The following is a 13,654-nucleotide window of genomic DNA, read 5'->3' as shown; positions in this document are numbered from 1 at the left end:
GCAGGAGTGTTTGCGTTCCGCCCAGCACATGATCGGGGGATATCGAATGAAGATTTCAGGGGTATTGGTTTTATTCGCCAGCCTTGCCGCGCGCAGCACGTTCGCGCAAGAAAACCCAATCCAACACGATGCCGAATTCTATATCTTGCAAGCACAGCGCGCAGAGCAATGGGCCCAGGATGATATGGCTGTGGATGAAGCCCTGGCTGCATTTCGCGAAGGCAACAACGGCAAGCCACCGAACATCATCAGCGTTCTGATCGATGATCTGGGATTCGGCGACATGGGGATACCCGAGTTGAACGCCGTTCGGGGTTATTCGACGCCGAATATCAACGATTTCTCCGACGACGCGATGCGCATGGTTCGGATGTATACCGAACCCTCTTGCACCCCTACTCGCGTCGCCCAAATGACAGGGCGGCTGCCTGTACGCATGGGAATGGGTGATACCACCGTTGATATTGCCGGCTTTGGCCTGCCGGGGGCAGAAGTGACGTTGGCCGAAGTGCTGAAACAGGTTGGTTACGCAACCAGCCATGTTGGCAAGTGGCACATGGGGGATATCGCGGAAAGTTGGGCGATGAACCAAGGCTTTGACTATGCGCAACACGCCATTCACCAGCAGGGTCAGCTGACGATTTTCAATGATGATGCAATCAAAGAGCAGGTCTCGGTCGCGATCAGAGATTATGATGACAAATACACGCTGGACGGTTGGTTCAGGCCGGACGCCTCAGCGATGATGACCGTCATCGAAGGCGAAACGGGCGGTCCAATTCGCGAAATTCGGATGGAGTCAGGTGAGCGCTGGAATGCGGCCAAATACGATGAGATGAACCAGGCCTTTCAGGACAAAACCTTGTCAGAGCTTGAACGTCTTGCCAGCGACGATACCCCCTTTTTCCTGCAGTATTGGCCGATGATCCCTCTGGATAATACCCGCGCCGGACGTTCTGGTCCCGAAAGCGCGAATGGCGGTCTCTATGTCGACAAGATGCAACTTTTGGATCAATGGCTGGGTGATTTGTTCGCCAGCATGGCAGAGTTGGGGGTCAGCGAGAATACCATCGTCATCGTTATGGGGGACAACGGCCACTTTACCAAATACGCCCCGCAATCGGGCTATACTCCGATGATATATGCTGGTGGCAAAGGGGATACGACCGAGGGCGGTGTTCGGGTCGATGCCTTTATTCGCTGGCCGGGGATGATTCAGGCAGATGGTTTGCTGAACAGCATCATTCACGTGTCGGACCTTTATACAACGCTTTCACGTTTTGCGGGGGCCGAGCAATACATCCCGCGAGATCGTCTGGTGGATGGCGTCGATCAATCCGCAGCGCTATTGTTTGCGGACGAAGCCAAAGCGCGCAGAGATCACGTGATCATCTATTCGGTGAACAAACCCGAGGCGATCGTGAAGGACCAGCTTAAGCTCAAACTGCCGGGAGCCGGGGAAAGCGCCATTCTGGCAAAGTTCTTTGATCTCTACCGGGACACGCGCGAGGAATATTCAGTCTCGACCGAGGTTGGCGCCTGGGGCGGGCAGGAATTCGCACGCATCCTTGGCCGACACATGGCCCGCAAAGAGAAATTCCCCGACACACCACCCGCGTATGGCGTGCCCTATGAAGGGATCGAGAACCTGCGCCCCGAAACCCAACAAGCGGTCGAGGCTTTCCTGATCAAAAGCCAATCCCCGCAGCAATAGCACGGTGTCGCCGTCGTCATTCACTCAAGTTTCTAGGATCATCACATGCTTGGATTACTCCTATTCGCACTGGGTTTAATCGGATCACTTGGGATCGGGTTCGTCTACTTCCGTGATTTGGGCGACGTGTCCCAGATGCTGTTGAAGGTAAAGCGCGAGAATATGGTGCGTTTCATCCGCAATGAATACCGCTTGATTGCCATCGGGTTGGGCGCATTTGCTCTCGCAACGCTCGCGCATTTCGCCCTGGGAGCCGGGCCGTTCTGGCTTTGGCTCATTGCCGCTTTACTTGTTCTACTTCTCTATGGCTTTCCCTATGTCTGGGTTCATCTAGGTCTGAGAAATCAGCTAAATGACGCGCAGTATTTTCCCATCGACGAGGCCCGCAAATATGTCGGGCCGACTGCCCCCGTGATGGTGATTGAAAATGAAGGCCATGCCCGCGCCCATCCTGATGCACAAATCATGCGCCCACATTTGGCGGGCGATGAAAAGGGGCTGGGCGGAGAAGACGTCGTGATGACCTATTGCGCCATGGCCAATCTCGGTCAGGGCTATGCGCCAAGCATCGAAGGCAAACGGCTAAACCTTGAGGTTCTCGCCCAGCACGGCAACAACCTGATCTTGCGTGATAATGACACCGGTGAGCCCATCCAGCACATATACGGCTTTCGCGAAGCGGATCGTGACACAAATGCAAACGGCCTCGCGTGCCCTTTGCGGCCCGAAGCGCAGATGACACCCTGGCCAACCTATCGGATGACTTTCCGTGGATTTCAAAAGGCTTTCCCGGAAGGCGAGGTGTTTTTGAACAAACCCTCCCCAAACCCCTTGCTGCGGCTGCTGGACATGATGACCGAGATCACGTTCGGCTGGGGCATTGGCCGCCAGCATCAGGAAGAGGCTCCGGTGATGGACAACATGGACCGTTCGGACAATCGGCTGCCGAATAAAACCTATGTCTGGGGGATCACAATCGGACAGGATGCCACCTGCTGGACCGACGATTTCGTTGTCGACAACGATTGGATCGTCAACGCGCGTGTCGGCGGGCGGGATATCGTCGTCAGCCTCGATCCAAAATTTGAAAGCTTGGGCGTTTGGTACAATGACAGCGGTCAACCCGTGACCCAATGTGACTTTTGGGGAATGTCTGATCAGGGCCAACTGCAACGGGTCGAAACCCTGCGCGCAGGCGTGTTCTGGCATGTCTGGTCCGAGTTTTTTCCCAGCACCGATATCAATCGTGTCGGTGACGGCGCAGGCAAATCCGAAGACGTGGCAGCATGAAAGAATGAACATTGCGCTTGGCTAGATTGGCATGAGGCGACAACGGAATTTCAATTCAAGGTTCTTGGCGGGAGACGGAAAATGGATGTGACAGTAAAGTGGACAGGATTGGCGCTTGGCCTCGCAATGGCAGGTTCGATGGCACCAATGGCCTTGGCCCAACAGTCGGACTGGTCATATGAGGCCTCAATCTATCTTTTCATGCCGGAAACTGAGACCTCACTCAGCACACCGATGGGTACACTGGATGGCACCCTGAGTTTTTCCGATGCGTTGGACAATCTCGATTTTGCCTTCATGGCCGCGTTTGCCGCCACAAATGGCCGGTGGTCTCTGTTGGCCGACTATAACTATACCAATCTCTCTTTCAGCAGCGACACTCCCGGCCCTGCCAGCTCAGGCTTGGACACATCCTTTACCACTCAATTTCTCAGCGGCTATGTCGGCTATAGGGTCTACGAGGATCAAACCGCGAATGTGGATATTGTCGGTGGATTCAGGTGGTTCAGCACGGAAACCGACTTTGAATTGCAACCAGGCGCGGCCCCCGGCCGTCGAACAACGGTTGATTCAAGCTGGACCGATCCCGTGATCGGGGCCCGCGCACGCGTCAAGTTCTCGGACAAATGGTCAGGAACTGGGTTTGTAGACTATGGCGGCTTCCGCAGTGGCAGCGAGACATGGCAGGTTCTGCTGACAGCTGACTATGCGGTTAATGATCGTTGGCTGATCCGCGGTGGATACCGCTATATCTCATTCGACCACGACATCGACGGAAACGATTTCAAGTTCGACCAATCCGGTCCACTGATTGGCGCGACTTACCGCTTCTAAGCGGCTTCTAGTGACCGCCAAAGTAAGCCTCGAGCAATCGCTTGTCATTCCGCAACTCGTCTGCGGTGCCTGATGTCTGCATGCGTCCTGACTCGAGCACGTAAATCCGGCTCGCCAGCGAAAGCGCGAAGTTGGCGTTTTGCTCGGTGATCACAACCGTCAGCCCGTATTCCTTGTTGAGCTTGCGCACCACCTCGGCGATTTCGTGACAGATTTTCGGGGCCAGACCAATCGTCGGTTCGTCGACGAGCAACAGCTCGGGGCTGGTCATCAGCGCGCGTCCGAACGAGACCATCTGACGTTCCCCGCCCGACTGGGTCGAGGTCTCCTGCCCTTCCCTCTCTTCGAGACGCGGGAACAGGCTGTGTACCATTGCCAGATTGCTTTGGATGTCTTCGCGGGCCGTGAAGGCACCGACCATTAGGTTGTCACGCACCGACATATAGGGAAACAGGTTGAAGCGTTCGGGCGCATAACCCACGCCATGTCGTACAATTTCGGAAGGCGTCCGACCGGCAAGGCTGTGCCCCCTGAGCCGGATATCGCCCTCGATTTTGACTAGCCCCATGATGCTGTCCAGCAAGGTCGATTTTCCAGCCCCATTTGGACCCACCACAGCGACAATCTCACCGGGTTGGACGGTGAGCGAGATGTCGGTTAGCGCTTGCGCCTTGCCATAGAATGCCGACAGGTTTTCGATTTCCAGATACGACATTACGCGCGCCCCAGATACGAGGCCTGAACAGCCTTGTCGTTCATGACTTCGCTGAACGAGCCCTCGGCAATCATGGTGCCCCGTTCAATGGCGATCGCACGGTCGACCAATGGCTCAAGCGCAGGCAAATCATGGCTGACGATCAGAAAAGTCATCCCATCTTTGCGCATCGACTGAATGAGATCAGAGATTTGGGCGATCTCTCCTGTGGTGAGACCCGCAAACACTTCATCCAGCAGCATCACCTTGGGCGCGGTTGCCATTGTGCGCGCCATCTCAAGTTTACGCAGATCACCCATGGCCAGTTCTGTCGGCGCGCGATTCAAGTCCGCTTCTGTAAACCCGACGCTGAGCGCAAGCTCTCGCTCACGTTCTTTATCTGGGGGTGAGACGATCATCTGCCAGATATTGTCGGGCATTAGGCCAACCCGGATATTTTCGGCAACGCTCATATCACCAAACGGGCGTGGGATCTGATAGGTTCGGCTGACCCCGGCCCGAATGCGTTGCGGGGTCGACAGCGTCGAGATTTCCTGCCCGAACAGTTCGATCGTTCCGCCGTTTTGCCGCAACTCACCCATGATCTGGCTGAACACGGTCGTCTTGCCTGCCCCGTTGGGACCGATCAATCCAAGCGACTCGCCCTCTTTGAGAGAAAACGACAGATCATTCGTCGCGACTAATCCGCCGAAACGTTTTACCAGACCTGAAACCTGTAACGCCACGCTCATGTCGTCCGCCCCTTGCCCAGGCCTTTGAAACCACGCCGAACCAGCTCAACAATGCCTTTCGGCTGATACATGTAGAGGAGCAGCGCTATGGCTCCGTAGACGAAATACCGTTCGGCGCCAGGTAGGACCGGTCGCAGATACTCTAAAAGGAATGTCATGAAGAACGCGCCGATCATGGGGCCAATGATGGTCGATGTTCCCCCCAGAAGTGCCGCAACGATGATTGTGAACAGGAAGTTAATATCAAACAACGCACGCGGCGCAAGCGATCCCAGATAGTGAACGTAGAAGGCACCACCCAAGCCCGCGATCATCGCACTTGTCAGAAAGGCAAAAGCTTTGAGGCGCGTGGTGCTGAGGCCCGAACCGCGCACACTTTCCTCGTTCATTCCGATGGCAGACAAGGCCGTACCTAGTCGCGTCTTCATCAAAAGCCACATGCTGACGGCGATTGCCAACATCAGCGTCGTGGACAGGTAATAGCCGTTCGCCGCGCCGCGCGTCAGAGTTTGAATACCCGACATGCCGCGTGTTCCGCCGGTCAGATCCGGGCGAATGACCTGAACCAGTTGATACAGCAACTCCATGAAGGCCAGCGTGACCAGAGCGAAATAACTGCCTCGGATACGCAATGCCGGTAGCAATACCAGCAGGCCAGCAATCATGGTGAAAAGCACGGCGATCGGGATCGAGATTTCAACCGCGACGTCGAACCGCTTTGTCAGGATTGCCGTGGTGTAGGCCCCGATACCGATCAGGAACGGATGACCGAAGCTTACATAGCCTGTTCTGCCCGAAAGAACGTCCCAACTGATGGCAAAGATCGCCAGATAGTTAGCAAAGATCATCGTCCGCATCGTCCCGTTCGAGACGAATTGCGGCAACAGGAACATTCCGGCAATCAAGCCGCCCCAGAGCGCAAAGTGAAACCAGCGTAGCCCCATCGTCACAGCTCCTCGCGGCCAAACAGGCCCTGCGGTCGCGTGACCAGCACGCCGATGATCAACAGCATCGTGAAGACACCTCGCAACTCTGGTGCAAGCGTCGCCACAACGATGACTTCGAGGAAGCCCACAATATGCGCCACCACCAAAGTGCCCAGGATCGAGCCTATCCCGCCAACGATAACCACAGCCACCGAAATGATTAGCGGAGCCACCCACATGGATGGCGATAGCTGAGTGTAGCTGGCGAAGAAGACACCACCGAGTGCTCCCAGCGCACCGGAGATACCCCAAGTGATCAGATTGATGCGATCAGGGTCGATCCCGGAAATCGCAGCGCCCTTGGCATCCATTGATACCGCTTGCATTGCTCGCCCGGTATGGGTCAGCCGAACAAAGGCATAGAGCCCCAGCAGAATGGCCCAGCTAATGAGTGTCGCGATCAAGATATTATACGTGACCGAAGCGCCGGCTACGTTGATCACCCCGGGAACAATTGGCAAAAGGATTTTGCTGCTGTCGCCAAAGACCAAAACGATCCCGGCCTGAATGACGACCGCAAGGATCAACGTCGAAATCTCGACAGCCACGTGATCCCCTTTGAGCGTTTTGACGATCAGGCGGTACTTCAGAACTCCCATCAAAACACCCAGCACAGCGGCAACGGCAACGCCCATGAGTTTTGGCATACCAAGTGACTGCGATATCCAGAAGTAAATGTAGCCGCCGACCATCAGATAGGCGCCATAGGCGAGATTCAGAACGCGGCCTATGCTGAAGATCAGCGTGAACCCCATAGCGATGAGCGCGTAGAGACCGCTGAGCAAAAGCCCCTGAATCAGTATCTGCAACATGTGTGGATCCTTGGCTGCGAGTGCGCGTCGCCGCGCACCCGTTTCATGCTATGGTTGGGGCAGGTTTATGGCTTTACCCAGCTGGGCAGCGTGAACTCGCCCGTCGCGTATTTCTCGGGGTACACAACTGCGGCAGTGCCGTCTTCGTACCACTGGACCACGACCATTGACGGGGCCGCATCATCAAACGGCTCGGAAAGATCAAAGCGAATGTTGTGGGGATAGGTGCGGCCTGTCACAGGCTCGACCTCATCATCGCCCCAGAAGGCATAGCGCAGCCAAAGCTGACCATCCATCTCAAGAACCAGATCCTGCTTCTTCATGGCATCGGCCCAGCCTTCGACATTGTCGAAGCCACCCGCCTCTTCCGCGGCAGCCATGGCCTGCTTCAGCCCGTGATAGGCGTTGAACCCATTGAAATGCGGCAGCAGTGGGCGGCTGTCATACTTGGCCTGATAGGTGTCGACAAAGGTCTGGCTTGCCGGGTCAAGTTTGAACCCTACAGACGGGATCGGTGACAGGGTCGAGATGCCGCCCCCGGCTCCGCCAGTGTCTTCCCAATATTCCATACCCAATGCAGCTACGTTCACGCCTGTCATCGCCATGGGCACCTGCAGTTTCACATATTGCGACGAGACCACCTGAGAATTTACGGATGAGACCTGGTAGATGAAATCCGCCCCTGTATCCTGCGCGCGGCTGAAGATCGGCGCGAAATCAACGGTGGCAACATCATAGGTGATGATGTCCTTGACCTCGATCCCCGCAACCGGCGCAAGCGCCTCGGTCACCAATCCGGTGATCGCTTCGCCAAATGCCGTATCCTCAGCCAGAATGACAACGGAATCCCAACCCATCTTTTCCTTCAGAACATCCGCACCGAAATTGATATAAAGCGTGGCAAGAGCCTCGTCTGAGGCGATGTTCATGAAATATGGCGCCATGCTTTCGGGATCTTCGACCACCATGTCGATGATGCCGATATATGACGTCCACGTGTCCAGCGTCGGAATCCGGTATTCCTGCATTCGCGGCAGCCAGCCCAACGAAACATCATCGATTGAGCCTGAGATGATGAAATCCACTTCTTCGGTTTCCGCCAAGTATTCATAGGCCCGCACCCCTTCGGTCGGGTCCTGCCCAGTGTCGGCGGACACCAGCGTGATCTGTTCCCCCATAACGCCGCCATTCGCATTAAGCTCTTCAATCGCGATCTCTGCACCACGCAGCGTCGACAGACCGGTGTCTGAGGAAAGAGATCCAATAAAGCCCACCTTGATTTCAGCTGCGGCCGCCGAGGCCACAAGCGCGATACATGTTCCGCTGAGTAGCGCTGTCTTGATCATCACATTAGCTCCCTGTGTCTTATTGTGTCCTTCTTGTATTCTGTATACAGTACACAAGACGATAGTTCGATCAAATCCTTTCTTGGTGACTCATGTTCAGATTCCGCTGATTTCGCCGTTTTCGTCGTGAATTACCGCATCCACATCGATTTCCACCGTCAAACCGGGTTGCGTCAGCCCGGCTTGAACGGCTGTCAGAACCGGATCAATATCCTTGAATACCTCTCCGTGAACGCTCGCGAATTCACCCGCGCACGACAGATCGGTCAGATATGCGCGGACCCGGCCAACATGGCGCATCTCGGCACCGACGGCCTTAAGCGCCTCTTCTATACGGGACAGAATGTATTTTGTCTGGGCTCCCACATCTCCTGGCGCATGAATACGCCCGCTGGGTTCGATCGCTGTGGTCCCTGCGACCCAAACGAAGGGACCGATGCGCTTTGCGCGGGAATAAGACGCAACTTCTTCGAACCGCCCGCCTGACTTCCAGATGCGGAGGGTCACAGGCCTAACCTCGATCGGATGGCATCCGCCGCTTTCTGCAAGGCTGCTTGTTCTTGATCGGTCAGCCGCAACTCCTCGACTTCGACCAACCCGGAAGACCCCAGATGGGCAGGAACACCAAGCACAACCCCATCGATGCCATATTCCCCCTGCAACATGACCGAGACCGGAACCGGGCCGGTGCGTGCGCCCCGGATATGGTCGATCAACTCGATCGACGCGTGCGCCGGTGCTATGGTTGCGGAACCGGATTTCTTCAGGGCAACTACCTGCCCACCGCCGGTCACGGCGTCCTGAACGCAAGCCTCAATCTGATCAGGCGATAAAAACACATCCAATGCCCTGCCCTTAATTTTTGCCCGGCTTGGGATTGGCGCCATCTCGTCCCCGTGGCTTCCGAGCGTGAAGGCCTCGACATCAGCGGGCGCTACTCCCGCAGCCATAGCAAGGGCGTTGCGAAACCGGCTGCTGTCCAGAGTACCGGCCATGCCCAGCACTCTTTCACGAGGGAACCCGGTTGCACGCAGCATTTCTACGGTCATTTCGTCAAGCGGATTGGTCACCACGATGACGATGGCATCAGGCGCAGCGGAGCGTATGGCCTCAGCGGCCTGGCGGATCACGCGCGCATTCACATCGATCAGATCCGCGCGGCTCATACCCGGTCGCCGGGCACGGCCTGCTGTCACCACAATCACTTCGGCCCCGGCTACAAGATCTAACGACTCGCCGCCGACGCACCGGGCGCGCGCTCCGGTGATGCCTGACGTGTGATTCAAATCCAACGCGGTTGCAGCCGCCATCCCCGGAGCAATGTCGATCAGAGCAATCTCATCCGCGATATCCTGCATCGCCGCCAGATGCGCCACATTGCCCCCGACGCCCCCTGCCCCGATCATGGCAAGTTTGCCAAGCCTTCGGGCGTTGTGTTTCGCACGCACCGGAGCAACCCATTTTGGCGAGCGGCGATACAACACCCGCTGCATTGAAATAGCAGCGTCTGTACGCGTTGGTTGTGGCTTTTCCAGCGGTCCGTCGACAAGCTTTATGCCAACACGCTCGGCAGTTTCGCGCGCCAAGGCCGTCACGATATCGTCGGGCAGGACTTCGAACACGATCCGACCGCGACGACGGGCATCCTCGACCGCTTCGGAACCTATGACGCGCGGCGCTGCCATCAGTTGGCTTGCCCGTCCACCGCCTCGATGGCGCGGGTCGCAGCCTCGACGGCGGTTTTGACCGAATTTTCCGACCCGGAAATGAACAACCGCCCAAAACGCCCCACGGCGCGCACTTCGACAATATCGATCTCTGCCGCCTTCTCCGCTTCATTCGCGGCAATCGAGATATAGGCTGCCGGGGCACATTCGACGATGCCCAGCGTCTGCCCTGGAACGATCAGAGCCCCTTTGCGCCATTTGTTCAGCAGTTGCGCCTGATAGGGTTCGACGCTGGTGATAATCTGCGTGGAACTGATCGCCGGTTTCAACCGGTCAGACATTGTTGCGCCGAGCTCTGCCAGCATCGCATCGCGCGCGGCGGACACCTCCGCATTCGACGGAGACCGCAGGATAAAGAACCCGAACTCGCGCTCGACCATCTGTGTTGTCGCCTCAACCGAAGATGCCTTGAGCGCCCGGTCGATCAGCGAGAATACTCCGTTACCCGGCGCAAACTCTCCGATCAAAACCGTATCCCCGGACAAGGGCACCGACCCTTGCACCGTCGCACCGTTATAGGCGGCGAATTTTGGTTGCAGGTTGTCGATCTGCATCAGCGCCCGGATGGTAATCTCGCTCATGCGCCATACTCCTCGTAAATGTCGCGCCAGGGCCTGCTTTCGTAGGCAACCCGTTTGATGTTGATGAGATGCAGGGCTGTCACATTGTCCGAAGTGATCGAACCTGACCACGTGCCGGTGCCCAACATGAAGGATGGTTCCAGATCAGTCGAATATCCCATACCGCCCATGATGCCCGGTGTATTCACCAGTACCCGACCCGTCGGCACGGTGGCAAAACGGGCCACGATCTCAGGGTCGTCCGAATGGATGACCGAGGAATGACCCCACCCTTCGAACTTGGCGATGGATTGCGCCAGCTCGATCCCATGGTCTGTGGATTTCGCCGCGTAGTACGCCAAAACGGGGTTCAGTTTTTCTGCAGACAGCGGGCGCTGCCAACCTACTTCAGTTTCTTCCGAAACGAGGCACCGGGTGCGTGGTGGGATGGAAAAACCGGCAGCATCCGCCAGCGCCTGCGGGCTTTGCCCCACCTTCTCAGGGTCCATGGCCTGCACGCCTTTGAAGATCACCCCGGCAAGACGATCCGCTTCGGCCGGTGTGCAGAAATAGGCACCTTTCAATTTAAGCTCGTGGCGCAAATCACGTGCGATCTCGGGATCAGCGACGACGGCCTGCTCACTGACGCAGGCGGTCCCGTAGTCAAAGCACTTCGACGTCACGATCATCTCGGCGACTTCCGCCAGATCGCGTGCTTTCGACTTGTGTACGTAACACGGCACGTTGCCCGCACCGACCGCGAGCGTGGGTTTGCCGCTGGAATACGCCGCTTTGACCATGGCAGGACCACCGGTTGCCATCACAACCGAGGTACGGCGGTGTTTCATCAACTCGGCTGTGCCCTGAATTGTCACGGAATCCAGACATTGGATTAGACCCGTGGGCGCACCCATTTGCTCAGCCACGCGCGCCATAATTCGCACCGTTTCGATGCCACAACTCACGCCACGCGGATGCGGCGCGCACACGATCGCATTGCCTGCCTTCACCGCAGAAAGCACTTTGTAGATGATCGTTGAAGTGGGGTTCGTCACCGGGATCAGAGCTGCCACAACGCCCATCGGTTCACCGAAGGCTGCGATCTTTGTCGCATCATCGCGCCAGAGCAACCCCAGCGTTGTCACATCTCTTAGATAATCCGCGACTGAAAGCGCGTTGAACAGGTTCTTGACGCGCTTATCCGGCACATTCCCATATCCGGTTTCCTCGACGGCCATTTGCCCCAGCCGTTCGGCCTCGGGCTCGATGGCGCGCGCCATGGCGTCGACTATTGCGTCTACCTGCGCCGGGTCAGTGCCCAAAAAGGCGCGATAAGCCTCGAAAGCGCTATCTGCGGCACGCCGTGCGGCGGCGATTGATTTCAGATCTGCATCCATCAAGAAGCTCCGGTGACGATGGTGTCAAAGATACGGCGCGCTTGATCAACGTCGCCCGCTGAAATCCCTATGGCTTCGAGGCGCCGTCCGGCGGCAGCCACATCCGCCCCCAAAATTCGGTCGGACATCGCGATCAGGCTGTTCGTCAACGGGCTCGGGATACCCGCAAGCTCACCCGCTGAGACCAAAGGTACAAGCGAGCCCAACACGCCATCCCGCATCATACCGCGCGACGTTTGCTGATCCGGGATCGGACGCGCGCCCGAGCCACGTTCGGCGCCGGCAAAGGTGGCTATCCACTGCCCTGTCTCCGGCAGGTTGCGAACTCCAAACGCAGCAGCAATGCGTCGCCGTTCGTCTGCAAGCCCCTGAATGACCTCTGTCTGGTCCGGACCAATCAGAGACGCAAAGGTCTGGTTATCCTCAAGCGGAACACCACCCATTGGAATGTCAGGACCACCTGTCCCCATTGCGGCACCGCCGAGGATCAGCGCAGGTATCTCGACTGCGGCCGACAGATCGTTGAAGCCGCACGACAAAACCGAGTCGACCGCCTGAACGTTGGACAAATAGGCGGACACGGCGTCCAGAACTTCTTCCCGACCGCGCGGCAAGGTTGCCGCAGCCATCGGTGCTGCCTGCGAAAGCGTCAAAGCTGCGCCCTCTGAACGGAACCAGTATGGCAGACCCTGAACCTCGACCAGCGTGACGTCCGCCGCGCAGCCTCCGATCCGCAATAGCCACGCTGTTTCCACAGCCCCCAGGGATCGTCCTGGCGCAAGGACCAAGATTTGCCCGTCGCTGAGGTGATCGGCCAGCACCATCGCATACGTGCGCTGTTTGTGAAGCGGTCCGGTCAGGAATATCACCTGTGCATCGCGCACCGCTGCATCCAGCTCAGCGGTTGTGCGCACCGACGGCCCATCCCGATCGACTTGATAGGTCCCGACCGGACCTTCACCGCGAAGCGAGATGCCCGAGGACTGGGCCAACAGCGACAGTTCGGCCCCATAGGCCGAAAACAAGGTGACTTCAGCCCCTTCGGCAAGACAAAGAGCGGCCAACAGGCGTGCATCAGCCCCGCCGCCCAACACCGATATCCGGTCGAGCTTGGGATGTTCAGGTGCACCCCGGGTTGAGCCACGTGTCGCTGCACGTGTGAATTCCTCGAAACCGGCTGACATAGCGTCTCCTCAAGACAGACGGATTAAGCCGCAGAGCCAGCACCAAGGCTGTCGATTATGGCCTCAAGTTCATCATGTGGGCGCGCGATCACGTGGACGGATACGACTTCACCCACTTTGTTTGCCGCTGTCGCACCGGCATCCGCGGCGGCTTTGACTGCGCCGACTTCACCACGCACAAGGGTGGTGACTAGGCCTCCGCCAGCCTTGGTTTGGCCGACAATCGAAACGCTGGCCGCCTTGACCATCGCATCTGCCGCTTCGATCGCGCCGACCAGTCCGCGCGTTTCGATCATGCCCAGGGCCATTTGCCCCGCCACTGGTTTCGCCATTTTTTGTTCCTCCAAAGAAATTTAGA

Annotated in this window: 14 protein-coding genes; 3 read left to right on the top strand and 11 right to left on the bottom strand. The window is 57.4% G+C overall.

Translation table 11 applies throughout. The features are described 5' to 3' along the window. The first annotated feature begins 46 nt into the window (after positions 1–46). The 3 genes from AC1DFB_RS05470 (at position 47) to AC1DFB_RS05460 (ending at position 3,838) form a co-directional block, all read left to right on the top strand. On the top strand, positions 47–1,714 hold the full coding sequence (locus tag AC1DFB_RS05470) for a sulfatase-like hydrolase/transferase (protein WP_170393264.1): 1,668 nt from the start codon (positions 47–49) through the stop codon (positions 1,712–1,714). Positions 1,715–1,759: 45 nt separating this feature from the next. Beyond that, positions 1,760–3,004 (top strand): DUF3179 domain-containing (seleno)protein, encoded by a 1,245-nt coding sequence (locus AC1DFB_RS05465; protein WP_480590595.1) that lies wholly within the window; start codon positions 1,760–1,762, stop codon positions 3,002–3,004. An 81-nt stretch (positions 3,005–3,085) separates the two neighbouring features. Continuing rightward, entirely contained in the window at positions 3,086–3,838 is a 753-nt protein-coding gene (locus AC1DFB_RS05460; RefSeq protein ID WP_480922294.1) for an outer membrane protein, read from the top strand. A gap of 7 nt (positions 3,839–3,845) precedes the next feature. On the opposite strand, the gene AC1DFB_RS05455 is transcribed toward AC1DFB_RS05460, so the two are convergent. The 11 genes from AC1DFB_RS05455 to AC1DFB_RS05405 all read right to left on the bottom strand — a co-directional run bounded on the left by AC1DFB_RS05455 (position 3,846) and on the right by AC1DFB_RS05405 (position 13,628). Further along, positions 3,846–4,553, bottom strand: coding sequence for an ABC transporter ATP-binding protein (locus AC1DFB_RS05455; RefSeq protein WP_480922293.1), 708 nt, complete (start codon positions 4,551–4,553; stop codon positions 3,846–3,848). Next, entirely contained in the window at positions 4,553–5,284 is a 732-nt protein-coding gene (locus AC1DFB_RS05450) for an ABC transporter ATP-binding protein (RefSeq protein ID WP_480922292.1), read from the bottom strand. Before AC1DFB_RS05450 ends, AC1DFB_RS05455 begins: the two co-directional genes overlap by 1 nt. Continuing rightward, complete coding sequence (locus tag AC1DFB_RS05445; protein WP_480922291.1) at positions 5,281–6,228, bottom strand: branched-chain amino acid ABC transporter permease; 948 nt, start codon at positions 6,226–6,228, stop codon at positions 5,281–5,283. The genes AC1DFB_RS05450 and AC1DFB_RS05445 overlap by 4 nt, the downstream gene beginning before the upstream one ends. A gap of 2 nt (positions 6,229–6,230) precedes the next feature. Next, positions 6,231–7,082, bottom strand: coding sequence for a branched-chain amino acid ABC transporter permease (locus AC1DFB_RS05440; protein WP_170405360.1), 852 nt, complete (start codon positions 7,080–7,082; stop codon positions 6,231–6,233). A gap of 65 nt (positions 7,083–7,147) precedes the next feature. Further along, a complete protein-coding gene (locus tag AC1DFB_RS05435) occupies positions 7,148–8,428 on the bottom strand; it encodes an ABC transporter substrate-binding protein (RefSeq protein ID WP_170393270.1) in 1,281 nt (426 codons plus the stop codon). 96 nt (positions 8,429–8,524) lie between these two features. Beyond that, on the bottom strand, positions 8,525–8,935 hold the full coding sequence (locus tag AC1DFB_RS05430; RefSeq protein ID WP_170510692.1) for a Rid family hydrolase: 411 nt from the start codon (positions 8,933–8,935) through the stop codon (positions 8,525–8,527). Continuing rightward, entirely contained in the window at positions 8,932–10,113 is a 1,182-nt protein-coding gene (locus AC1DFB_RS05425) for a malate dehydrogenase (RefSeq protein WP_480922290.1), read from the bottom strand. Before AC1DFB_RS05425 ends, AC1DFB_RS05430 begins: the two co-directional genes overlap by 4 nt. Further along, positions 10,113–10,736, bottom strand: a complete 624-nt coding sequence (locus tag AC1DFB_RS05420) for a BMC domain-containing protein (RefSeq protein WP_170393272.1) — start codon at positions 10,734–10,736, stop codon at positions 10,113–10,115. Before AC1DFB_RS05420 ends, AC1DFB_RS05425 begins: the two co-directional genes overlap by 1 nt. After that, a complete protein-coding gene (locus tag AC1DFB_RS05415) occupies positions 10,733–12,112 on the bottom strand; it encodes an aldehyde dehydrogenase family protein (RefSeq protein ID WP_480922289.1) in 1,380 nt (459 codons plus the stop codon). The genes AC1DFB_RS05420 and AC1DFB_RS05415 overlap by 4 nt, the downstream gene beginning before the upstream one ends. Beyond that, a complete protein-coding gene (locus AC1DFB_RS05410) occupies positions 12,112–13,296 on the bottom strand; it encodes a hypothetical protein (protein ID WP_480922288.1) in 1,185 nt (394 codons plus the stop codon). The genes AC1DFB_RS05415 and AC1DFB_RS05410 overlap by 1 nt, the downstream gene beginning before the upstream one ends. Before the next feature lie 23 nt (positions 13,297–13,319). Then, on the bottom strand, positions 13,320–13,628 hold the full coding sequence (locus AC1DFB_RS05405; RefSeq protein ID WP_170393275.1) for a BMC domain-containing protein: 309 nt from the start codon (positions 13,626–13,628) through the stop codon (positions 13,320–13,322). Positions 13,629–13,654: the final 26 nt, after the last annotated feature.

The sequence above is a fragment of the Ruegeria sp. S84 genome, assembly GCF_056583445.1.
The sequence above is the reverse complement of the archived record's forward strand: the minus strand, read 5'-3'. Positions and strand labels throughout refer to the sequence as shown.